Raw genomic sequence first — 22,439 nt, forward strand, 5'->3', positions numbered from 1 at the left:
TTTTTAGCCACGTTCAGTAGCCGGCTCGCGGGCAACTTGAACAGGCGGTAGTCTGGCAAGTTACAGGGCAGGCTTTCAACACAAGCCCAGTCTTTTGTTCGCGCTGGGCGAGGCCCTTGCAGGCACCTCGCTCAGAGCCTAGCACTTAGCCTTGCAACGCACTGAGGGTCAGGTCCAGGCACTGCCGTGCCTTGGTCACCAACTCATCGATCTCGGCCTTGCTGATCACCAGCGGCGGCGCAATGATCATGGTGTCGCCCACCGCGCGCATGATCAGCCCGTTATCGAAGCAGAACTGCCGGCAGATCATGCCCACACCCTTGCCTTCGTAGCGCTTGCGCGTGGCCTTGTCCTGGACCAGTTCGATCGCCCCCAGCAAACCGACCCCACGTACTTCACCCACCAGCGGATGATCGTTCAGTTCCCTTAAGCGTTGTTGCAAATAGGGTGCCGTTTCGCTGTGGACACGCTCGATGATCTTCTCGTCGCGCAGGATGCGGATGTTTTCCAGGGCCACCGCCGCGGCCACCGGGTGACCGGAGTAGGTAAAGCCGTGGTTGAAGTCGCCGCCTTCGTTGAGCACCGCGACCACGTCGTCGCGCACGATCAGCCCACCCATGGGGATGTAGCCGGAGGTCAGGCCCTTGGCGATGGTCATCATGTGCGGTTTCAACCCGTAATGGTCGGTACCGAACCACTCACCGGTACGGCCAAAGCCACAGATCACTTCGTCGGCCACGAACAGGATGTCGTACTTGGCGAGGATTTCCTTCATGCGCGGCCAGTAGCTGTCCGGCGGCACGATCACGCCACCGGCGCCCTGGATCGGCTCGGCGATGAACGCACCGACGTTGTCCACGCCGATCTCCAGGATTTTTTCTTCCAACTGGTTGGCCGCCCACACGCCGAACTCTTCGGGGCTCATGTCGCCGCCTTCACCGAACCAGTAAGGCTGGGCAATGTGGACAATGCCCGGGATCGGCAGGTCGCCCTGCTCGTGCATATAAGTCATGCCGCCCAGGCTCGCGCCCGCGACGGTCGAGCCGTGATAACCGTTCTTGCGGCTGATGATGACTTTTTTGTTTGGCTGGCCCTTGATCGCCCAATAATGGCGGACCATCCGCAACATTGTGTCGTTGCCCTCGGAGCCGGAGCCGGTGAAGAACACGTGGTTCATGCCTTCAGGGGCGATGTCGGCGATGGCTTTGGACAGTTCCAGCACCGGCGGGTGGGCCGTCTGGAAAAACAGGTTGTAGTACGGCAGTTCGCGCATCTGTTGGCTGGCGGCATCGGCCAGCTCCTCGCGACCGTAACCGACGGCCACGCACCAGAGGCCAGCCATGCCGTCGAGGATCTTGTTGCCTTCACTGTCCCAGAGGTAGACGCCCTTGGCGTGGGTGATGATGCGCGGGCCTTTCTCTTTGAGCTGCTTGAAGTCGCTGAACGGCGCCAGGTGGTGATCGTTGCTCAGGGTCTGCCATTCACGGGTTTGCGGGTTATTGCGGGTCATGCCAATTCTCCTGTTATCGGTGAGGGCGAAGCTGCCTGAAGCAGCCCCGCCCGGCGCTTCAGACGGCGAAGAGCAGGAATTCCCGCTCCCACGAACTGATCACGCGCTTGAAGTTTTCATGCTCGGCCCGCTTGACCGCGACGTAGCCTGTGATGAATTTCTTGCCCAGGTATTTCTCGATGGTGGTGCTGTTTTCCATGCGTTCCAGGGCGTCTTCGATGGTCAGCGGCAAACGCAGGTTGCGGCGTTCGTAGCCTCGGCCCACCACCGGCGCGCTCGGGTTGATGCCTTCAACCATGCCGATGAAGCCACACAGCAGGCTGGCGGCAATCGCCAGGTATGGGTTGGCATCGGCGCCCGGCAAGCGGTTTTCCACCCGACGGTTCTGCGGCCCGGCATCCGGCACGCGCAAGCCCACGGTGCGGTTCTCTTCGCCCCACTCCACGTTCACCGGCGCCGACGTGTCCGGCAGGAAGCGGCGGAACGAGTTGACGTTGGGGGCGAACAGCGGCAACAGCTCGGGGATGAATTTCTGCAGGCCACCGATGTGGTGCAGGAACAGATCGCTCATGGTCCCGTCTTCATTGGAGAAGACGTTCTTGCCGGTTTCCTTGTCGATGATGCTCTGGTGCAGGTGCATCGCACTGCCCGGCTCGCCGGTCATGGGCTTGGCCATGAACGTGGCGGCCACGTCGTGCTTGAGTGCCGCCTCGCGCATGGTGCGCTTGAACACCAGGATCTGGTCGGCCAGGGACAAGGCATCGCCGTGACGGAAGTTGATTTCCATCTGCGCCGTGCCGTCCTCATGGATCAGGGTATCGAGGTCCAGCTCCTGCAATTCGCACCAGTCGTAGACGTCTTCGAACAGTGGGTCGAATTCGTTGGCCGCTTCGATCGAGAAGGACTGGCGACCGGTCTCCGGGCGGCCGGAGCGGCCAATGGGCGGCTGCAGTGGGAAGTCCGGGTCGTCGCTGCGCTTGGTCAGGTAGAACTCCATTTCCGGCGCGACGATGGGCTGCCAGCCTTTGTCGGCGTAGAGCTTGAGCACTTTCTTGAGCACGTTGCGCGGCGACAGCTCGATGGGGTTGCCCTGCTTGTCGTAGGCGTCGTGGATGACCTGGGCGGTGGGCTCGATGGCCCAAGGCACAAGGAACACGGCGTTCTCGTCCGGGCGGCAGATCATGTCGATGTCAGCCGGGTCGAGCAGTTCGTAATAGATGTCGTCTTCGACATAGTCGCCCGTCACGGTCTGGAGCAGCACGCTCTCGGGCAGGCGCATGCCTTTTTCGGCGATGAACTTGTTGGTCGGCGAGATCTTGCCCCGGGTGATACCGGTCAGGTCGCCAATCATGCATTCGACTTCTGTGATCTTGTGGTCTTTCAACCAATCGGTGAGCTGGTCGAGGTTGTTACTCATAAATGCCTCTAGGCGTGAGTTTCCTGACTGCTATTAATCGTCAGGCGTTGTTTGACGCATCCGCGTCGCGTTGTGTTGCCCTTGCTCGGCAGGCATCGCCAAATGCCTGGAAAATCGCAAGGTAGTACGGGTTAGAGCTTACCTCCCATTCGGGGTGCCATTGCACACCTAAAGCAAAAGCCTTGCCTTCTGACACCGAAACCGCCTCGATCAGCCCGTCGGGGGCCACCGCTTCGGCCCGCAACCCAGGCGCCAGGCGCTCGATGCCTTGGCTGTGGATCGAATTGACGTCAATCACCGCCGGCAGGCCCAGGCCCGCCAGGATGCCATCGGGTTGGATCCGCACGACGTGAGCCGGGCCGTACTGGATATCCACCGACTGAGTGTCGTCTTCACGATGATCGATAAAGGTTCCGACTTCATGAACCTTCTGATGCAGGCTGCCGCCGAACGCGACGTTCATTTCCTGGAAACCGCGGCAAATGCCAAATATCGGCACCCCGGTCGCCACCGCGGCACGCAGCAGCGGCAGGGTCAACGCATCCCGTGCAGGGTCGTGGGCAGTGCCCGGCGCGCTGGCAGGTCCGCTATAGTGAAAAGGTTCGACGTTGGAAGGAGAGCCGGTAAACACAATACCGTCCAGGGCGTCCAGAATATCGGACGTTCCAAGCTCATCGGCCATGGACGGAATAATCAGGGGCAAGCCCTTGGCGGCCGTGGCGACAGCCCGCAGGTACTTGTCATAGGTAGCGTGGTAGACATGCAAACCGATCTGCTTGGTGCAGGCGGTGACGCCGATTAACGGCAGGCGAGACATGAAGCACCCCGGTATTATTGCTGTTATGGGTTTGAATCGAGCTTAGCCTTGTTCATTTTTTTACACAACACCCCCGTAAAAAATACAACACGGCCCGCTCAAGCCTGCGGGCGCCAAGGCCTTTAAAGGGAAAAAAACGCCCTAAATTGCCTCAAAAAAGCCTTGAAGGTGCTTTTTTAGGGCAAAAAAGGCCCTGCTTGACTTCGGCATGCCGTTCGGGTTGACTGGCTTTCGAAGAGATCAATGATTGATATTTTTAACAACAAAGGTGTTGCATCATGTCGGTACCCCCGCGTGCCGTTCAGCTTAACGAAGCGAACGCGTTCCTTAAGGAACATCCTGAGGTTCTGTACGTTGACCTTCTGATTGCGGATATGAATGGTGTGGTGCGCGGCAAGCGCATAGAACGCACCAGCCTCCACAAGGTTTACGAGAAAGGCATCAACCTGCCGGCCTCTTTATTTGCCCTGGATATCAATGGCTCTACGGTGGAAAGCACCGGCCTGGGTCTGGACATCGGTGATGCCGACCGGATCTGCTATCCAATCCCTGACACCCTGTGCAATGAGCCTTGGCAGAAGCGCCCTACCGCGCAGCTGTTGATGACCATGCACGAACTCGAAGGCGAGCCTTTCTTCGCCGACCCGCGCGAAGTCCTGCGCCAGGTCGTGACCAAGTTCGATGAACTGGGCCTGACCATCTGCGCCGCGTTCGAGCTGGAGTTCTACCTGATCGACCAGGAGAACGTGAATGGACGCCCACAACCGCCCCGCTCGCCGATTTCCGGCAAACGCCCGCATTCGACCCAGGTCTACCTGATCGATGACCTCGACGAATACGTCGATTGCCTCCAGGACATTCTGGAAGGGGCCAAGGAGCAAGGCATTCCCGCCGACGCCATCGTCAAGGAAAGTGCCCCGGCGCAGTTCGAAGTGAACCTGCACCACGTGGCCGATCCGATCAAGGCGTGCGACTACGCGGTCCTGCTCAAGCGCCTGATCAAAAACATCGCCTACGACCATGAAATGGACACCACCTTCATGGCCAAGCCGTATCCGGGCCAGGCAGGCAATGGTTTGCACGTCCACATTTCGATCCTGGATAAAGACGGCAAGAATATCTTTGCCAGCGAGGATCCCGAGCAGAACGCCGCATTGCGTCACGCGATCGGCGGTGTGCTCGAGACCCTGCCCGCGCAGATGGCTTTCCTCTGCCCGAACGTCAACTCCTACCGTCGTTTCGGCGCACAGTTCTACGTGCCGAACTCGCCGACTTGGGGCCTGGACAACCGCACCGTGGCCTTGCGCGTGCCGACCGGCTCGGCCGATGCCGTGCGCCTGGAACACCGCGTCGCCGGTGCCGATGCCAACCCATACCTGCTGATGGCCTCCGTGCTGGCAGGGGTGCACCATGGCCTGGTCAACAAGATCGAGCCCGGTGCGCCGGTGGAAGGCAACAGCTACGAGCAGAACGAGCAAAGCCTGCCGAACAACTTGCGCGATGCCCTGCGCGAGCTGGACGACAGCGAAGTCATGGCCAAGTACATCGACCCGAAATACATCGATATCTTCGTGGCCTGCAAGGAAAGCGAGCTGGAGGAGTTCGAACACTCCATCTCCGACCTTGAGTACAACTGGTACCTGCATACCGTGTAAGCGGTTGCGGTCAAAAAGAAACGCCGCAGGCCTTATGGCCTGCGGCGTTTTTTTATGTCTGCCGCCGAACATTGTGGCGAGGGAGCTTGCTCCCGCTGGGCTGCGCAGCAGCCCCAAAAATGCTGAAGCGGTCAACCTGAACCACGGCGGCGACTGGTTTCGGGGTGGCTTCGCAGCCCAGCGGGAGCAAGCTCCCTCGCCACAGGAGTTGCTCTGCTCACAAGTCCGGGTATGGACCATCCGCTCGCTCTGCGTACAATGCCCGGCAGCCCCGCAGGAGACGTCCATGACGCGCATCGCCACCCCCCGCAAACCCCGCGCACGCAGCCAGGCCCGGATCGACACCATTCTTGATGCCGCCCGTACGCTGCTTGCCGCCGAAGGCGTGGCCAGCCTGTCGATCTACAGCGTCGCCGAGCGCGCCGGGATCCCGCCCTCTTCCGTGTACCACTTCTTCGCCAGCGTCCCGGCCCTGCTCGAAGCCCTGACCGCCGACGTCCACGCCGCCTTCCGCGCGGGCCTGCAAGCACCGATCGATCATGCCGCGCTGAACCATTGGCACGACCTGTCCCGGCTGGTGGAACAACGCATGCTCGCCATCTACAGCCAGGACGCCGCCGCTCGCCAGCTGATCCTGGCCCAGCACGGCCTGACCGAAGTCACCCAGGCCGACCGCCAGCACGACCTCGAGCTGAGCGATTTGATGCACAAGGTCTTCGCTCACCATTTCGCCCTGCCGCCCCTGCCCGACGACGTCGATGTGTTCGCCCTGGCCATGGAACTGGGCGACCGCGTCTACGCCCGCTCGGTCCAACAACACGGCCAGATCACCCCACGCATGGCCGAAGAAGGCATGCGGGTATTCGATGCGTACCTGGGGCTGTATTTGCCGCCGTATCTGCCCAAGCGCGAAGCATCCTGATCCACGTGGCGAGGGGATTTATCCCCGCTGGGCTGCGCAGCGGCCCCCAAACCAGCTAACTCGATGTGCCAGGAAGATGAGTACACTGCTTTAGGGCTGCTGCGCAGCCCAGCGGGGATAAATCCCCTCGCCACAAAGCCCCCTCCTCACCTCAACAAAGTGCATGCGTGCGCAGCCCAAAAACCCAAAAGCCCCGAAGGGCTCTCGCCGTCCGGGGCCGTGGGTCAAGCATCGTTCACAACTTGGCGATAGACACCTCGGTGGATTTGACGAAGGCAATCACTTCGCTGCCGATCGCCAGTTCCAACTCCTTGACCGAACGGGTGGTGATGACCGACGTGACGATGCCGGAGGCGGTCTGCACGTCGATTTCCGACAGCACGTCGCCTTCGACGATTTCCTTGATGGTGCCTTTGAACTGGTTGCGTACGTTGATGGCTTTGATGGTCATGGTGTCGATTCCTGTCTGGATGAAGTTATTGCGCCCAACGCAATTGCGTAGGCAAGGGTGAAACGGGTTCGGGTTCCGGCGGTTGGCCGGGCAAGGACAGCACACGGTTGAGGACTTCGATTTCCAGGCTCGCCAGGCGATGAGAGCCGCGAACCCGTGGGCGTGGCAGGTCGATGGGCAGGTCGAGGCCGACCTGGCCGTCCTCGATCAGGATCACCCGGTCGGCAATCGCCACCGCTTCGCTGACGTCGTGAGTCACCAGCAACACCGTGAAACCGTGCTGCTGCCAGAGGTTTTCGATCAGTTGCTGCATCTCGATACGGGTCAGGGCGTCCAATGCGCCCAAGGGTTCGTCGAGCAACAACAGCCGTGGCTGATGAATCAGCGCGCGGGCGAGGGCCACCCGTTGTTTCTGGCCGCCGGACAATGCCGCCGGCCACTCCTGGGCACGGTCGGCCAAGCCGACGGCTTCCAGTGCCTGCAAGGCCTGCGGACGCCAGTTGCCGTTGAGCCCGAGGCCAACGTTGTCGATGACTTTTTTCCACGGCAGCAGACGCGCTTCCTGGAACATCAACCGCGTGTCCTGTTGCGCCGCACTCAAGGCCGCCGAGCCCGCCAGCAGTTGGCCATCGGTGGGTTGATCGAGCCCGGCCAGCAACCGCAGCAAGGTACTTTTGCCACAACCGCTGCGACCGACCACGGCCACGAACTGCCCGGCCGGGATATGCAGGTCGATGTCGCGCAATACCTGGCGCGTGCCAAAGGTTTTTTGCAGGTTGCGCACCGCCAGCGGGATGCCACGCAGCAGGCGCGGAGGTTGTTGGGCGGTCATGCGGCACCTCCCTTGTTCACTTGGTACGCCGGATGCCAGCGCAGCCAGACCCGCTCAAGCCCACGGGCGGCCAGGTCGGCCAATTTGCCCAGCACCGCGTACAAGAGAATCGCCAGCACCACCACATCGGTTTGCAGGAACTCACGGGCGTTCATCGCCAAGTAGCCGATGCCGGCGCTGGCCGAAATGGTTTCCGCCACGATCAACGTCAACCACATGAAGCCCAGGGCAAAGCGCACGCCCACCAGGATCGAAGGCAAGGCGCCCGGCAGGATCACCTGGCGAAACAGGCTGAAGCCGGACAAGCCGTAGCTGCGGGACATTTCCACCAGCGCCGGGTCGACGTTGCGGATGCCGTGGTAGGTGTTGAGGTAGATCGGAAACAACGTGCCCAGGGCTACCAGGAAAATTTTCGCCGACTCATCGATACCGAACCACAGGATCACCAGGGGAATCAGCGCCAGGTGCGGGACGTTGCGCACCATCTGCACGGAGCTGTCCAACAGGCGCTCGCCCCATTTCGACAGGCCGGTGATGAAGCCCAGGGCCAGGCCAATGCCGCCGCCGATCAGGAAACCGACCGCCGCCCGCCAACCACTGATCGCCAGGTGCGTCCAGATCTCACCGCTGCGCACCAGGTTGACGCCGGCTTCGATCACGGCCACGGGTGCCGGCAGGATCCGCGTGGACAACCAACCGGCCGACACCGACAGTTGCCAGACCGCCAGCAACAGCAGCGGCACCGCCCAGGGCGCGAGGTTGTGGATGATTTTATTCATGGCCGCCTCAGCTCTGGGACGCGGCTTTGGGCAGGATGTCGTTGGCCACCATTTCACCGAACGGGCTCACATAGCCCTGGCTTTTCGGCAACTCCGGGCGCTCCACATCCAAGTGCGGAAACAACAGTTCCGCCACGCGATAGGACTCTTCCAGGTGGGGATAACCGGAGAAGATAAAGGTGTCGATGCCAAGGTCGGCATACTCCTTGACCCGCGCCGCCACGGTCGGGCCATCGCCCACCAGCGCCGTGCCGGCACCGCCGCGTACCAGGCCGACACCGGCCCAGAGGTTGGGGCTGACTTCCAGCTTGTCGCGACTGCCGCCGTGCAGGGCGGCCATGCGTTGCTGGCCCACCGAATCGAAGCGCGCCAGGGAGGCCTGGGCCCGGGCGATGGTGTCGTCGTCCAGGTGAGAAATCAGCCGGTCGGCCGCTCGCCAGGCTTCGGCGTTGGTTTCCCGCACGATCACATGCAGGCGGATGCCGAAGCGCACGGTACGTCCGAGCTTCGCAGCCTTGGCCCGCACCTGCTCGATTTTTTGCGCGACGGCTGCGGGCGGCTCGCCCCAGGTCAGCACCATTTCCACTTGTTCGGCCGCCAGGTCCTGGGCAGCTTCCGACGAGCCGCCAAAATACAGCGGCGGACGCGGTTGCTGGATCGGCGGATAGAGCAGCTTGGCGCCCTTCACGCTGATGTGCTCACCGTCGTAATCCACGGTCTCGCCTTCCAGCACCCGGCGCCAGATGCGGGTGAATTCCACCGAGGCCTGGTAGCGTTGTTCGTGGTCGAGGAACAGCCCATCGCCGGCCAGTTCATCCGGGTCGCCGCCGGTCACCAGGTTGAACAGCGCCCGCCCGCCGGACAACCGGTCGAGGGTCGCGGCCTGACGCGCCGCCACCGTTGGGGAAATAATCCCGGGGCGCAGGGCCACGAGGAATTTCAGGCGCTGGGTCACGGGAATCAACGAAGCGGCCACCAGCCAGGAGTCCTCGCAGGAACGTCCGGTGGGGATCAGCACGCCGCCGAAACCCAATCGATCCGCCGCCTGGGCGACCTGCTGCAAGTAACCGTGATCGACGGCGCGGGCGCCTTCGGCAGTGCCAAGGTAATGGCCGTCGCCATGGGTAGGCAGGAACCAGAAAATATTGAGGCTCATGGAGTGGTCTCCTAAGGGGTCGAATTACTGCGCGTTCGCAACGGCCGCCGGCGGCGTCCAGATCACGTCCTTGATGCTCAAGGGCTTGGGAATCAGTTTGAGCTGGTAGAAGCTGTCGGCGATTTTCTGCTGCGCCGCCACCACCTCCGGCGTGAGGAACAGCGCCCCGTAGCCTTGGCGTTTCACCGACGTCAGGGTGATGTCCGCCGGCAGGCCGAGCAGCGGCGAGACCTGTTTGGTCACGTCTTCAGGATTGGCCTTGGACCACTCCCCCACTGCCCGCACTTCTTCCACCAGGGCGGTAATGACTTGGGGATTTTTTTGCGCATAGGGCTTGGTGGCGAGGTAGAACTGGTGGTTATCGACGATGCCTTTGCCGTCACGCAGGGTGCGAGCCTGCAACTGTTGTTCGGCGGCCGCCTGGTACGGGTCCCAGATCACCCAGGCGTCTACGCTGCCCCGTTCGAACGCGGCACGGGCATCGGCTGGCGGCAGGAAAACCGTCTGGATATCGGAATACTTGAGACCCGCGTCTTCCAACGCCCGCACCAGCAGGTAGTGGACGTTGGAGCCTTTGTTCAGCACGACCTTCTTGCCCTTGAGGTCTTGCACCGATTGGATGGCCGAGCCTTTCGGCACCAGGATGGCCTCGCTGGTGGGCGCCGGCGGCTCGTAAGCAACGTAAAGCAGGTCGGCGCCCGCGGCCTGGGCAAACACTGGCGGCGTTTCACCGGTCACGCCGAAGTCGATGGAACCGACGTTCAAGCCTTCCAGCAGCTGCGGACCTCCGGGGAATTCGGTCCATTGCACGTCCACGCCTTGGGCGGCGAGGCGCTTCTCCAACGAGCCCTTGGCCTTGAGCAGCACCAAGGTGCCGTATTTCTGATAACCGATCCGCAAGGTCTCGGCTTGAGCTTGGGTGATGACGCCGAGGGACACAGCCGCAGCAAACAGAGCGACCAGCCCGCGACGCAAAATGACAGTGCGCATGGCGCCTCTCCTTTTTGCTGTGGGTTTTGGCTGCACCTGCTGGGCCGTTGGCGGCTGAGTAAGGTGAGTTGAATCAGGGGTGTTCGGGTTCAAATGCTCCAGCGAGCACTCAACAAACGTTCGTTCAATACACTGGGGTCCAACGGCCGGGGCCGACGGGCCATGGCGCTGTAAAACTGTTCCAGCGCCTCGTCCAGGCGCTGCTGCAGGGCCGGCGCCAATTGCGCCTGGGCGCTGCCTTCGCCATAAGCGATCTGACTGTCTTCGGCAAAAATCCCATGGAGCATTTCCTGGGCCTTGAGCGCCGACAACACTGGTTTAAGGGCGTAATCCACCGCCAGCATGTGGGCGATGCTGCCACCGGTAGCCATGGGCAACACCACTTTGTGAGCCAGGGCCCGCTCAGGCAGCAGGTCCAGCACGGTCTTCAGCGCACCGGAAAAAGACGCCTTGTACACCGGCGTGGCGATCACCAGGCCATCAGCGTTTTCGATCTGCTGGAGCAGGTCGACGACCTTCGGGCTGTCGAAACGGGCATGGAGCAGATCTTCGGCCGGGAAATCGCGCACCTGATAGCTCACCACCTCCACACCTTGCTGTTGCAACCAACGTTGCGAGCGTTCCAGCAGCACCCCGGAGCGGGAGCGTTGGCTGGGACTGCCACCGAGTGAGACGACCAACATGCCTACCCTTCCTTAACTGTCACGTGCGATTCGCGGCGGGCGATCTCGCTGCATGGGCAAACCATAACAGGGGATTTATATATCTTTAAATCATATTTATTCATTTGGTTATGCATTTAAGAGATATACAATTCAATTTCCTTGGCGCAATAAAAAAGGCCGTCGAAACGGCCAAAACCTGTTTATGGAAGTATCTAATCCGAGTCCCGCGCAGACCGAAAGTCAGCCTTCGCGAGCAAGCCCGCTCCCACATTGGAATGCGTACTCCTGTGGGAGCGGGCTTGCTCGCGAAGGCGATTGCAGCCATTACAGAAAATCCAAAGCCCTACTTGTTAGGCTGCGGTGTGAGGCGCAGGTAAGGTTTCACGGCACGATAGCCCTTGGGGAAACGCTGCTTGAGTTCTTCTTCATCCTTGAGCGACGGCACGATCACCACTTCATCGCCGTCCTGCCAGTTGGCCGGGGTGGCGACCTTGTAGTTGTCGGTCAGTTGCAGGGAATCGATCACCCGCAGGATCTCGTTGAAATTGCGCCCAGTGCTGGCGGGATAGGTGATGGTCAGGCGAATCTTCTTGTTCGGGTCGATCACGAACAATGAGCGCACGGTCAAGGTGTCGCTGGCGTTGGGGTGGATGAGGTCGTACAGATCAGAGACCTTGCGGTCGGCATCGGCCAGGATCGGAAAGTTGACCACGGCGTTCTGGGTCTCGTTGATGTCCTCGATCCACTTGTGGTGCGAGTCCACCGGGTCCACCGAGAGGGCAATGGCCTTGACCCCACGCTGGGCGAACTCGTCCTTGAGCTTGGCCGTAAGGCCCAATTCGGTGGTGCATACCGGCGTGAAATCCGCCGGGTGGGAAAACAGTACACCCCAACTGTCACCGAGCCATTCGTGGAAGCGAATCTTGCCGGCGCTGGAATCCTGTTCGAAGTCGGGGGCGATGTCGCCGAGTCTGAGGCTCATGGTGCGGCTCCTGGATGAATTGTTGTGAGCCCAAACTTTGCACCGGTTTCGATTGCTTTAAAAAGAATGAATATCCATTTATCTAGATCATTAGTGAATATAAAAAACTGTTCACTGGCGCCATTTCGCATACCGGCACAAGATCGTCAGCGAGGTTCGAGAAGGCCTCGAGTTGCTGAAAAGAGGAGAAATTCGAGGAAGGCTACAGGGGTGGGCCCTACTCGAAAACGCAAAGCCCTGCCCGGCGTATTGCCGGGCGGGGCTTTTTTTGTTTTGTACCCACACTACGGAAATTATTGACGCGATTTCAGGACGAGCGGCTAGGATAGGCAGCATGAACACTCAAGCCTTGCTGACTCATCTGCAAAACCACCTGCCAGGACTGCTGGCGGTTTACCTGTTCGGCAGCCATGCACAGGGCACCGCCGGGCCTGACAGTGATGTCGATTTGGCTGTGCTTTTATCCGGCGAAGTCGATCCTGTGTCGTTATGGCAGCTTTCAGGTGATCTGGCGGATATCGCGGGCAGCCCCGTGGACCTGATCGATCTACGCGGGGCAACGACCGTCATGCAGTACCAGATCGTGACCCGAGGTCAGAGGCTCTGGGCCAGAGATGTACAGGCTGGGTTGTTCGAGTGTTTTATTCTCAGCGAAAAAACCGCTCTCGATGAGGCTCGGGCAGGGTTGCTCAAGGATATTCAGGAAGAAGGCAGCGTGTATGGCCGATGACATACTGATCAATAAAGCAGCGAGTATCGAGCGTTGCGTCGCCAGGGTGCGGGAGGAATATGAGAAAGATCCCGCTACGTTTGCCACCGATTTCACTCGCCAGGATTCGGCAGTCCTGAACATCCAGCGTGCGTGTGAAGCGGCACTGGACATGGGACAGCATTTGATCCGACGTGAACGATTGGGTGTCCCGCAAAGTGCCCGCGATACATTCGAATTGCTTTTTCAAGGCGGCTGGGTGGAAGAAAGGCTGGTTAAAAACCTGAAGAACATGGTGGGTTTCAGGAACATCGCCGTGCATGACTACCAAGCCCTGCAGTTGCCGATCATGGTCGCGATCATTACCCAGCATCTGGGCGATTTCCTGGCGTTCAGCGCGTTCATACTGCGTAAGGACGCGGTGAAATCCAAGGAATAAAGCGATCTCCGGTTCGTTGAACCAAAAACGCAAAAGCCCCGCCCGGCGTATTGCCGGGCGGGGCTTTTTTTCGTCAGGCGAGCGCGTTGCTTACAGCAGCGGGATCGAGTAGCTGACGATCAGGCGGTTTTCATCCTGGTCGCGCTGACCTGGGATGTCGTTGCGCCAGGTAGCGTTTTTCCACATGACGCCAACGTTCTTCAGCGGACCTTCCGGTACGACGTAGCCAACAGTGATGTCACGTTCCCACTCGGTCTTGTCACCGGTGGCGTGGTCGATGTTGTCGCCGCGCAGGTAGATGACACCTGCGGTCAGGCCAGGAACACCGAGCTTGGCGAAGTCGTACGAGTAGCGACCCTGCCAGGTGCGTTCACCGGCACGGGCGAATTTGGCGATTTGCATGTCGGTGGTCAGGTAAGCCGACGAACCGTCACCCTGGTTCAGCCAAGGGAAATCGCTGTCGCCGTTGCTGGCCTGGTAGCCACCGCCAAAGGTGTGACCGGCAACGGTGTACAGGAACAGGCCGCTGTACAGGTTGTTGTCGACTTTGCCCTTGGTGACGCTGCCGCCATAGTAGCCAGTGGTGTAGTAGGTGGAATCATGACCGTTGGCGCCGTCGCTGCGGCTGTTGAAATAACGCAGGTCGGACTTCAGCACGCCAGGGCCGATGGACCAGTTGTGCACCAGGCCCAGGAAGTGTTGCTTGTAGAAATCTTCCAGGTTGCCGTAGTAGTACTGGGCAGTCAGGTCCTTGGTGATTTTATAGTCACCGCCACCGTAGATGAACTTGTTGCTGTCGCGACCGCTGGCGGTACGCCCGTTCGCACCGGCAATGGACAGCTCCTCGTTGTTGCTGGAGTTACGGCCCTTGGCGTGCTCGATCTGGCCGCCGATGAGCGTCAGGTCCTTGATCTCGTTCGAGGTGATCTGGCCACCTTGGAAGGTTTGCGGCAGCAGACGACCATCGTTGGTCACGATGACCGGCAGTTTTGGCTGCAGGGTGCCCAGCTTCAGCTCGGTCTGGGAGATCTTCGCCTTGGCGGTCAGGCCCAGGCTGGAGAAGTTATCCACTGCTTCGCCGTTGGACTTGCTCGGGAAAACCGTGCCGCCATAGCTGTTATTGGACGCGCCGTTGGTACCGCCGCCCGAATCCAGTTTGACCCCCAGCAGGCCGATGGCGTCGATACCGAAGCCGACGGTGCCTTGGGTGTAACCGGAAGTGAAGCGCAGGTCAAAACCCTGGCCCCATTCTTCGTTTTTGTTCGTTGAAGCAGCCGAATCACGGTTATCCGTGTTGATGTAGAAGTTACGCAGACCCAAGGTAGCCTTGCTGTCCTCGATAAAACCGGCGGCGCCTGCCTGCTGCGCCAAAACCCCAACGGCCACAGCCAGGGCCAAGGTGGACTTGTTCATGCTTCGCTCCTCTCGTTTTTTAATTCTTGTGTGTCTTTGGTTCCGGATCGAACGCCCGGAATCCGCGGATGCGCGATTAGCGCCAGACCGTGACTGACAAGTCAATCGTAACCAATTGTGTCTACGACCATGGTCTAACCCCGCTACACGGCCCGCAGGATAATGGATTCTCTATAAATCCAAAAAGAATTGTTCTGCCAGTTTTCAGCTCTTTTCGACATATAGCTGCCATCAAAGCTTCATCAACCGTGGTCCGGCGTATCGGCCAGCTGGCGAATTACTGAATGGCTTTTTTGTCGAGAAGCGCTCAGCGGGAAACCCCGGCGTAGAGGGATCCCTTGATCCTTTGGCGCCGGGGCGGCTTAAGATGGGAGCTTGATGGCTATGCGTCAGGCGATTCATTGTCTGAAATCAAAAAGACGCCCCCTGCGACACTCCCACGCAGGGAGCGCGCCAGGGGTTACAGGGCTTTTTCGAAGATTTTCGAATTACGCTGATAGTTGTAGAGCGAGGCTCGCGCGGCCGGCAGACGGTCGACGCTGCTGGGCTCGAAACCACGTTCGCGGAACCAGTGGGCGGTACGGGTCGTGAGTACGAACAGCGTCTTGAGCCCTTGGGCGCGGGCGCGGGTTTCGATCCGCTCCAGCAGTTCGTCGCCCCGGCCACCGTGGCGGTACTCCGGGTTCACCGCCAGGCAGGCCAGTTCCCCGGCATCCGAATCGGCGATCTGGTACAGCGCCGCGCAGGCGATGATCATGCCTTCGCGCTCGACCACGCTGAACTGTTCGATCTCGCGCTCCAGCACTTCGCGGGAGCGACGCACCAGAATCCCCTGCTCTTCCAGCGGACTGATCAGGTCCAGCAGGCCGCCGACATCTTCAATGGCCGCTTCGCGCACCACTTCGAATTGTTCCTGGGCCACCAACGTACCGCTGCCATCGCGGGTGAACAATTCGGCCAGCAGCGCGCCATCCTCGGCATAACTGACGATGTGGCTGCGCGCAACGCCACCACGACAGGCCTGGGCCGCCGCATCCAGCAGTTCGGCCTGATAGTCGCTGCCCAGGCGTTGCATGTGGCCTGGGACCTGTTGCGGACGTAATTCCCGCACCAGCCGTCCGTCCTCGCCGATAAGCCCCTGTTCGGCACCGAACAGCAGCAGCTTGTCGGCCGCCAGGTCGATGGCCGCCCGGGTGGCGACGTCTTCACAGGCCAGGTTGAAGATTTCTCCGGTGGGCGAATAACCCAACGGCGACAGCAACACGATGGAGCGCTCGTCCAGCAGCCGGTTGATGCCCTTGCGATCGACCCGGCGCACTTCGCCGGTGTGGTGGTAATCCACGCCTTCGAGCACGCCGATCGGCCGGGCGGTGACCAGGTTGCCGCTGGCGACCCGCAGCCGCGAGCCCTGCATGGGCGAGGACGCCATGTCCATGGACAGGCGCGCCTCGATGGCGATGCGCAACTGGCCGACCGCGTCGATCACGCACTCCAGGGTCGCCGCGTCGGTGATGCGCATGCCGTGGTGGTAGTGAGGCGTCAGGCCCCGCGCAGCGAGGCGAGTCTCGATCTGCGGGCGCGAACCATGGACCAGCACCAGGCGCACGCCGAGGCTGTGGAGCAGCACCAGGTCATGGACGATGTTGCCGAAATTAGGGTGTTCCACCCCGTCGCCGGGCAGCATGACGATGAAGGTGCAATCGCGGTGGGCGTTGATGTAGGGCGAAGCGTGACGAAGCCAATTGACGTATTCGGGCATGAACCTGGACCTGTAATAAATAACAGCCAAAAAAAGACGAAACAGAACGCACAACGGGCTGGTGGTTATCGTCGGAACAGGCTTGGCGACACGCGCGCTCTCCTCATGTGATGAATACGGGCCCGCAAGGGCGCAATTTAATCGGCCGTGGCCGACGTCAGGCAGTAATGGACGATCAACTGCCGCAACAGATCCACGGTAGGTTGCAAACGTGACATTTCAAGGTACTCGCCCGGTTGGTGGGCACAGGCGATATCGCCAGGACCGAGCACCAGGGTTTCACAGCCAAGGCGCTGAAGATAAGGCGCTTCGGTGCCGAACGCCACTGCTTCGGCACGATGGCCGGTCAGTCGTTCGGCCACGCGGACCAATTCGGCGTCCTCGGCCTGCTCGAACGGCGGCACTTCGGGGAACAGCGGCGCGTAGTCGATCTTGACTTGATGGCGCTCGGCGATGGGGTTGAGCTTCTGCTGGATCGCCGCCCGCAGCACTTGCGGGTCCATGCCTGGCAAAGGCCGCAGGTCAAATTCCATGGAGCATTGGCCGCAGATCCGGTTGGGGTTGTCGCCGCCGTGGATGCAGCCGAAATTCAGGGTCGGTTGCGGCACGCTGAACTGCGGGTTACGGAATTCACGCTGCCATTGCAGGCGCAGGCCGCGCAATTCGCCCATGGCATCGTGCATGGCCTCCAACGCGCTGTGGCCCAGGCGCGGATCGGACGAATGGCCGCTGCGCCCGAGAATGTCGATGCGCTCCATCATGATGCCTTTGTGCATCCGTATTGGCTTGAGGCCGGTCGGCTCACCGATCACCGCTGCCCGCCCCAAGGGCCGGCCGGCATCGGCCAGGGCCCGGGCGCCGGACATGGAGCTTTCTTCGTCACAGGTGGCGAGGATCAGCAGAGGTTGCTTGAACGGTTGGTCCAGCAGCGGCTTGACCGCTTCGATGGCCAGGGCGAAAAAGCCCTTCATGTCACAACTGCCCAGGCCGACCCAACGGCCATCGACCTCAGTGAGCTTCAACGGATCGGTCTGCCACAAGGCGCCGTCGAACGGCACCGTGTCACTGTGGCCGGCCAGCACCAGGCCGCCGGGACCGCTGCCGAAACTGGCCAGCAGATTGAATTTGCCAGGGCTGACCTGCTGGATATCGCAGGAGAACCCCAGCTCAGTGAGCCAGCCGGCCAACAGCTCGATGACGGCGCTGTTGGACTGGTCGAGCCCAGGCTGGGTACAGCTGACCGAAGGCGTGGCGATCAGGGCAGCGAATTGATCTTTCATGGACGGCAAAGGCATCGCTGGCTCCGGGCATACAGATTGGCGTTCATCATAGAACCATCTGGACCCAGGAATAAACCTAGGGCGAGTCAGTCCTGTACACTGCACGGCCTTGGCAGCCACACCTTCCCCCGGCTGCGCACCCGATCCCTGGATTTTCCGGCCATGCAGAAAGAAACCGAAATCAAACTCCGCGTCAGCCGCGAGACCCTGGCAGCCTTGCGCGAGCATCCGCTGCTGAAAAAACGCAACAAGAGTGGCTGGGAACGCCACGAATTGATGAACCAGTATTTCGACACGCCAGAGCGTGACCTGGCCCGGGCCAAGGTCGCCCTGCGCCTGCGTCGCGACGGCGAAGAGGTGATCCAGACCCTCAAGACCCGCGGCCAGAGCGTCGCCGGCCTGTCCGAGCGCAACGAATACGACTGGCACCTGCCCAAGGCCAAGCTCGACCTGAAGAAGCTCGACGGCGAATGCTGGCCCGAGGCCTTGGCCGAACTGGACAAGAAAACCCTCAAGGCCATCTTCACCACCGATTTCGTTCGCGAACGCGCTGAAATCGCTTGGGGCCGTGGCAAAAGCAAAGTGGTCATCGAAGCCGCCCTGGACCTGGGCCACGTGGTGGTCGGCAAGCAGAAGGAAGAAATCTGCGAACTGGAGCTGGAACTGCGCGAAGGCGAACCCGCCGCCCTGCTGGAACTGGCCGCCGAGCTGGCCATGACCCTGCCCCTGATGCCCTGCGACATCAGCAAGGCCGAGCGTGGCTATCGCCTGCATGACGCGGGCAGCTACGCCTTGAGCCTGCCAGCCCCGCAACTGACTGCCGAAACGCCGCTGGACGATGCCTTCGCCGCGCTGAGCTGGCATTTGCTCGGCAGCAGCCAGCGCCTGGCCGAGCAATACCGGTTCAACGGCCATTGGCGCCTGCTGCAGGACTGGGTGGAAAGCCTAGCCGAACTGCGGGCCCTGCTCAGCAGCCTCGGCCAGGCCGCGCCGCGCCAATCGACCCATGACTTGCGCCTGGCCCTGGACGCGTTGCTGGAAGACTGGCGCCCGCTGGTCCAGGCCGGCCTGGACGACGAAGACGTGCGCAAGGCCGCGCCGGAACAGTTCCTCGAAGAGCTGCAAGACCCGCGTTGGGGCCTGTTTTCCCTCAACACGTCACGCTGGCTGCTGGCCCGCAGCTGGGCCGTCGAGCGCAACACCCGCGGCAATCGCCAGGGCGCGGCGCAACTGGGCAGCTGGTTGCCACGCCTGTTGGGCGAAGAGTCCTCGTCCCTGCAATTGCAACGTTATCAACAGCAACCGGAAGACCTGGCCGAGCAACTGCCGCGCATCGAACGCATCCAGGCCTGGCTGCACCATGCCCGCCATGTGCTGGAGATCCCGGAAATGGATCGGCTCTACGGTGAGCTGAACAAGCTGGCACAACTGGCCAACCAACCGATCACCGACGAAACGCTGGATGCGCGCAAGCAGCAGGCGATTGCGGTGTATCAGAATCGGGCTTGGAAGACCTTGTTGCGCCTGTAACCGAAAGATCTTCTGCGTCTGGAGTACCGCTTTCGCGAGCAAGCCCGCTCCCACACTGGATCTTCAGCGAACACAACATGTGTGTACGGTGGAGGACCATTGTGGGAGCGGGCTTGCTCGCGAAGGGGCCGGCACATTCACCTCAGATCCAACTAGCGCACCACCGGCAAACTCGTCGTCGACTTGATCTCCGACAGCGCCACGATCGAGTTCACCTCCTGGATCCCCGGCACCATCGACAGCTTTTCGAAAAAGAATCGCTCATACGCCTCGATGTCCGCCGTGACGATGCGCAGCAGAAAATCCACCGAACCCATCAGCACGTAGCACTCCAACACTTCGGGAAAGCCGCGGATCGCCTCGGTGAACTCGGTGAAGTTCGAACGGCCATGGGCGTTGAGTTTCACTTCGGCGAAGATCTGCGTGTTGAGGCCGATTTTCTTGCGGTCCAGCAGGGTCACCTGGGCGCGGATGATGCCCTCCTCCTTCATCCGCTGGATCCGCCGCCAGCACGGCGATTGAGACAAACCGACCTGCTCGGCGATCTGCGCGCTGGACAGCGAGGCATCCTCTTGCAGCAGGGCCAGTATCCTGCGGTCATAGCTATCCAGCTCGCTTTGCATAGACAAACCCAAAATGAATGATCTGCAGACTCAAGCGATTCGAAACATCGCCGAAAGCACTCATCTTAGATAAGAAATACCCGGCGACGCATGTAAATATTTCTCCGCCGCCAAGGAGACCGCGCATGCCCCCACTTGAAGCCGTTGCCACCACCCCGACCCGCGCCGATGTCTGGCACGTCGCCAATGCCCATTGCCGCGTGCACTACCAAATGCTGGCAGAGGCCGAGCCGGACCTGCTCTGCCGGGCATTGAACCTGTTTGCCTTGCAGGGCCTGACCCCACAGCAGGTTCGCGTCGAGCGCCTCGACGATCTGCTGTCGCTGGACATCCTCATGGACGGCCTGAGTTGGCACCGTGCCCAGGTCATCGCAGAAAAATTACGTAACCTGATCGGCATGTGCTCGGTGGACCTGCAAGGCGCTGATATTGCGCGAGTTGAGCCGACCCAAGCGGCCGGTTGAGCCCCCCACGGGCAAGAATTGGTAACGCATTGGTCGGGTAGTGGCCCAACGGACCACCGGGTCGGGACTATTCTTTTGCAGACCGAGCGAGGACGCCGAGGCGTCTGTATCGCGGCTTTGCTGCAATTGTCCAATAGGAACCCGCATGTCCACCAAACACGCCACTCAGGACCGCTGGCTGGACCTCAATGATCTGCTGCGCCAACTGGTCACCCAGGGCTTCATCAGCCAGGATTCGGCCGAAACCGCGCTCAACGCCCGCCGACGCCACAGCGCCAACAACCAGCTGCACCCGCTGGAGTTCATTGCCAACCAGCACCTGGACGACCTCAGTCGGCCCGGCAAGCGCCTGGACCTTGAGAACCTGACCCTGTGGTTGTCCCAGCAGGCCGGCCAACCCTACATGCGCATCGACCCGCTGAAAATCAACGTGGCGGCCGTAACGCCCTTGATGTCGTATGCCTTTGCCCAGCGCCACAAGATCCTCGCGGTGGCGGTCGATCGTGACGCCGTCACCGTCGCCAGCGCACAACCCTACGTCAACAGCTGGGAAGCCGACCTGACCCATGTGCTCAAGCTGCCGATCAAGCGGGTGGTCGCCAATCCGGTGGATATCCAGCGCCTGAGCGTGGAGTTCTATCGCCTGGCCAAATCGGTCAGCGGCGCCACCACGGTCGATCAGCAACCGAGCAACCTGAGCAATTTCGAACAGTTGCTCAACCTCGGCGCCAGCGACCAGGAACCGGACGCCAACGACGCCCACATCGTCAATATCGTCGACTGGCTGTTCCAGTACGCCTTCCAACAGCGGGCCAGCGATATCCACATCGAGCCGCGCCGCGAGCAGGGCACGGTGCGGTTTCGCATCGACGGGGTGCTGCACACCGTCTACCAATTCCCGCCGCAGGTCACGATGGCGATCGTCAGTCGTCTCAAGAGCCTGGGGCGGATGAACGTCGCGGAAAAACGCAAACCCCAGGATGGCCGGGTCAAGACCAAGACCCCGGACGGCGGCGAAGTGGAATTGCGCCTGTCGACCTTGCCCACGGCGTTCGGCGAAAAAATGGTCATGCGGATCTTCGACCCGGAAGTGCTGCTCAAGGATTTCGACCAGCTCGGTTTCTCCGCCGACGACCTGCGCCGCTGGCAGGACATGACCCGCCAGCCCAACGGCATCATCCTGGTGACCGGGCCGACCGGTTCCGGCAAGACCACCACCCTCTACACCACACTCAAGAAGCTGGCGACGCCGGAAGTGAACCTCTGCACCATCGAGGACCCGATCGAAATGGTCGAGGCGTCCTTCAACCAGATGCAGGTCCAGCACAACATCGACCTGAGCTTCGCCGCCGGGGTGCGGGCCCTCATGCGACAAGACCCGGACATCATCATGATCGGTGAGATCCGAGACCTGGAAACCGCTGAAATGGCGATCCAGGCAGCGCTCACCGGTCACTTGGTCCTGTCGACGCTGCACACCAACGACGCGCCGAGCGCCATCAGTCGCCTGCTGGAGCTGGGCGTGCCCCATTACTTGATCAAGGCCACCGTCCTCGGGGTCATGGCCCAGCGGTTGGTGCGCACCCTGTGCCCGCAATGCAAGGCGCCGCTGACCCTGAACGAAGACGACTGGCAGACCCTGACCCGGCCCTGGCAGGCACCGCTGCCGAGCAATGCCCAGCAGGCCGTCGGTTGCCTGGAATGCCGCGACACCGGTTACCGCGGCCGCGCCGGCGTCTACGAAATCATGCAACTGACCGACAGCGTCAAGGCCTTGATCCACCCCGACACCGACCTGCTGGCGGTGCGCCGCCAGGCCTTCAAGGAAGGCATGCGCAGCCTGCGGCTGTCAGGGGCACAAAAGGTCGCGGCAGGCTTGACCACGGTCGAGGAAGTGTTGCGGGTTACGCCTCAGAGCGAGCAGAAGTAATAGCGGCAGCACCTGTGGCGAGAGGGTTTTGACCTCACCGTGGGAGCAAGGCTTGCCCGCGATGAAGATGACGCGGTCTCCCTGGGAAGCGAGGCGCCTGCATCGCGAGCAAGCTT

General features: G+C 61.2%; 21 protein-coding genes. 7 read left to right on the forward strand and 14 right to left on the reverse strand.

Translation table 11 applies throughout. From position 1 onward, the window contains the following. Positions 1 to 145 precede the first annotated feature (145 nt). Genes HU715_RS24055 through HU715_RS24065 form a run of 3 tightly spaced genes read right to left on the reverse strand, consistent with a single transcriptional unit; the run spans position 146 to position 3,744 of the window. Complete coding sequence (locus HU715_RS24055; protein WP_186707568.1) at positions 146 to 1,510, reverse strand: aspartate aminotransferase family protein; 1,365 nt, start codon at positions 1,508 to 1,510, stop codon at positions 146 to 148. 58 nt (positions 1,511 to 1,568) lie between these two features. Then, positions 1,569 to 2,927, reverse strand: coding sequence for a glutamine synthetase family protein (locus HU715_RS24060; protein WP_003206640.1), 1,359 nt, complete (start codon positions 2,925 to 2,927; stop codon positions 1,569 to 1,571). A 40-nt stretch (positions 2,928 to 2,967) separates the two neighbouring features. Then, the gene (locus HU715_RS24065; RefSeq protein ID WP_186707569.1) at positions 2,968 to 3,744 is read right to left on the reverse strand and encodes a gamma-glutamyl-gamma-aminobutyrate hydrolase family protein; all 777 of its coding nucleotides are present in this window, start codon (positions 3,742 to 3,744) and stop codon (positions 2,968 to 2,970) included. Between the two features lie 278 nt (positions 3,745 to 4,022). On the opposite strand from HU715_RS24065, the gene HU715_RS24070 reads away from it, so the two are divergent. Then, positions 4,023 to 5,399 carry a glutamine synthetase family protein gene (locus tag HU715_RS24070; protein WP_014340747.1) on the forward strand — a complete coding sequence of 459 codons (1,377 nt, stop codon included), beginning with the start codon at positions 4,023 to 4,025 and terminating at the stop codon, positions 5,397 to 5,399. 286 nt (positions 5,400 to 5,685) lie between these two features. Beyond that, complete coding sequence (locus HU715_RS24075) at positions 5,686 to 6,321, forward strand: TetR/AcrR family transcriptional regulator (RefSeq protein WP_186707570.1); 636 nt, start codon at positions 5,686 to 5,688, stop codon at positions 6,319 to 6,321. 235 nt (positions 6,322 to 6,556) lie between these two features. Here the strand turns inward: HU715_RS24075 and HU715_RS24080 are convergent, their stop codons facing one another. The 7 genes from HU715_RS24080 to HU715_RS24110 form a co-directional block, all read right to left on the reverse strand. Further along, on the reverse strand, positions 6,557 to 6,772 hold the full coding sequence (locus tag HU715_RS24080) for a TOBE domain-containing protein (protein WP_003177394.1): 216 nt from the start codon (positions 6,770 to 6,772) through the stop codon (positions 6,557 to 6,559). A gap of 25 nt (positions 6,773 to 6,797) precedes the next feature. Then, positions 6,798 to 7,604 carry an aliphatic sulfonates ABC transporter ATP-binding protein gene (gene ssuB, locus HU715_RS24085; RefSeq protein ID WP_186707571.1) on the reverse strand — a complete coding sequence of 269 codons (807 nt, stop codon included), beginning with the start codon at positions 7,602 to 7,604 and terminating at the stop codon, positions 6,798 to 6,800. Beyond that, the gene (ssuC, locus tag HU715_RS24090) at positions 7,601 to 8,383 is read right to left on the reverse strand and encodes an aliphatic sulfonate ABC transporter permease SsuC (RefSeq protein ID WP_186707572.1); all 783 of its coding nucleotides are present in this window, start codon (positions 8,381 to 8,383) and stop codon (positions 7,601 to 7,603) included. The genes ssuB and ssuC overlap by 4 nt, the downstream gene beginning before the upstream one ends. 7 nt (positions 8,384 to 8,390) lie before the next feature. Then, positions 8,391 to 9,539, reverse strand: coding sequence for an FMNH2-dependent alkanesulfonate monooxygenase (gene ssuD / locus HU715_RS24095; protein ID WP_186707573.1), 1,149 nt, complete (start codon positions 9,537 to 9,539; stop codon positions 8,391 to 8,393). A 24-nt stretch (positions 9,540 to 9,563) separates the two neighbouring features. Continuing rightward, positions 9,564 to 10,529, reverse strand: a complete 966-nt coding sequence (locus HU715_RS24100; RefSeq protein ID WP_186707574.1) for a sulfonate ABC transporter substrate-binding protein — start codon at positions 10,527 to 10,529, stop codon at positions 9,564 to 9,566. Between the two features lie 89 nt (positions 10,530 to 10,618). Then, a complete protein-coding gene (gene ssuE, locus HU715_RS24105) occupies positions 10,619 to 11,212 on the reverse strand; it encodes an NADPH-dependent FMN reductase (protein WP_186707575.1) in 594 nt (197 codons plus the stop codon). Positions 11,213 to 11,537: 325 nt separating this feature from the next. Further along, the gene (locus HU715_RS24110) at positions 11,538 to 12,176 is read right to left on the reverse strand and encodes a peroxiredoxin (protein WP_046063206.1); all 639 of its coding nucleotides are present in this window, start codon (positions 12,174 to 12,176) and stop codon (positions 11,538 to 11,540) included. Between the two features lie 334 nt (positions 12,177 to 12,510). On the opposite strand from HU715_RS24110, the gene mntA reads away from it, so the two are divergent. Continuing rightward, positions 12,511 to 12,906 carry a type VII toxin-antitoxin system MntA family adenylyltransferase antitoxin gene (gene mntA / locus HU715_RS24115; protein ID WP_122567472.1) on the forward strand — a complete coding sequence of 132 codons (396 nt, stop codon included), beginning with the start codon at positions 12,511 to 12,513 and terminating at the stop codon, positions 12,904 to 12,906. Beyond that, positions 12,896 to 13,324, forward strand: coding sequence for a type VII toxin-antitoxin system HepT family RNase toxin (gene hepT / locus HU715_RS24120; protein WP_186707576.1), 429 nt, complete (start codon positions 12,896 to 12,898; stop codon positions 13,322 to 13,324). The genes mntA and hepT overlap by 11 nt, the downstream gene beginning before the upstream one ends. 90 nt (positions 13,325 to 13,414) lie before the next feature. Here the strand turns inward: hepT and HU715_RS24125 are convergent, their stop codons facing one another. The 3 genes from HU715_RS24125 to argE form a co-directional block, all read right to left on the reverse strand. Next, a complete protein-coding gene (locus tag HU715_RS24125; protein WP_186707577.1) occupies positions 13,415 to 14,737 on the reverse strand; it encodes an OprD family porin in 1,323 nt (440 codons plus the stop codon). A gap of 460 nt (positions 14,738 to 15,197) precedes the next feature. Beyond that, positions 15,198 to 16,496 carry an amino-acid N-acetyltransferase gene (gene argA / locus HU715_RS24130; RefSeq protein ID WP_053126389.1) on the reverse strand — a complete coding sequence of 433 codons (1,299 nt, stop codon included), beginning with the start codon at positions 16,494 to 16,496 and terminating at the stop codon, positions 15,198 to 15,200. A 137-nt stretch (positions 16,497 to 16,633) separates the two neighbouring features. Next, entirely contained in the window at positions 16,634 to 17,791 is a 1,158-nt protein-coding gene (argE, locus tag HU715_RS24135; protein WP_186707578.1) for an acetylornithine deacetylase, read from the reverse strand. Between the two features lie 147 nt (positions 17,792 to 17,938). On the opposite strand from argE, the gene HU715_RS24140 reads away from it, so the two are divergent. Beyond that, positions 17,939 to 19,306 carry a CYTH domain-containing protein gene (locus tag HU715_RS24140; RefSeq protein ID WP_186707579.1) on the forward strand — a complete coding sequence of 456 codons (1,368 nt, stop codon included), beginning with the start codon at positions 17,939 to 17,941 and terminating at the stop codon, positions 19,304 to 19,306. Positions 19,307 to 19,458: 152 nt separating this feature from the next. On the opposite strand, the gene HU715_RS24145 is transcribed toward HU715_RS24140, so the two are convergent. Next, positions 19,459 to 19,929, reverse strand: a complete 471-nt coding sequence (locus tag HU715_RS24145) for an Lrp/AsnC family transcriptional regulator (protein ID WP_186707580.1) — start codon at positions 19,927 to 19,929, stop codon at positions 19,459 to 19,461. A 125-nt stretch (positions 19,930 to 20,054) separates the two neighbouring features. On the opposite strand from HU715_RS24145, the gene HU715_RS24150 reads away from it, so the two are divergent. Together HU715_RS24150 and tfpB are read left to right on the forward strand one after the other, a co-directional pair. Further along, positions 20,055 to 20,393: an ACT-like domain-containing protein gene (locus HU715_RS24150; protein ID WP_186707581.1), complete on the forward strand. Its 339-nt coding sequence runs from the start codon at positions 20,055 to 20,057 to the stop codon at positions 20,391 to 20,393. Between the two features lie 145 nt (positions 20,394 to 20,538). Next, positions 20,539 to 22,323, forward strand: a complete 1,785-nt coding sequence (tfpB, locus tag HU715_RS24155) for a type IV pilus assembly ATPase TfpB (RefSeq protein WP_186707582.1) — start codon at positions 20,539 to 20,541, stop codon at positions 22,321 to 22,323. The last annotated feature ends 116 nt before the right edge of the window (positions 22,324 to 22,439 follow it).

Origin of the sequence: Pseudomonas zanjanensis, assembly GCF_014268745.2 — a bacterium.
GTDB lineage: Bacteria > Pseudomonadota > Gammaproteobacteria > Pseudomonadales > Pseudomonadaceae > Aquipseudomonas > Aquipseudomonas zanjanensis.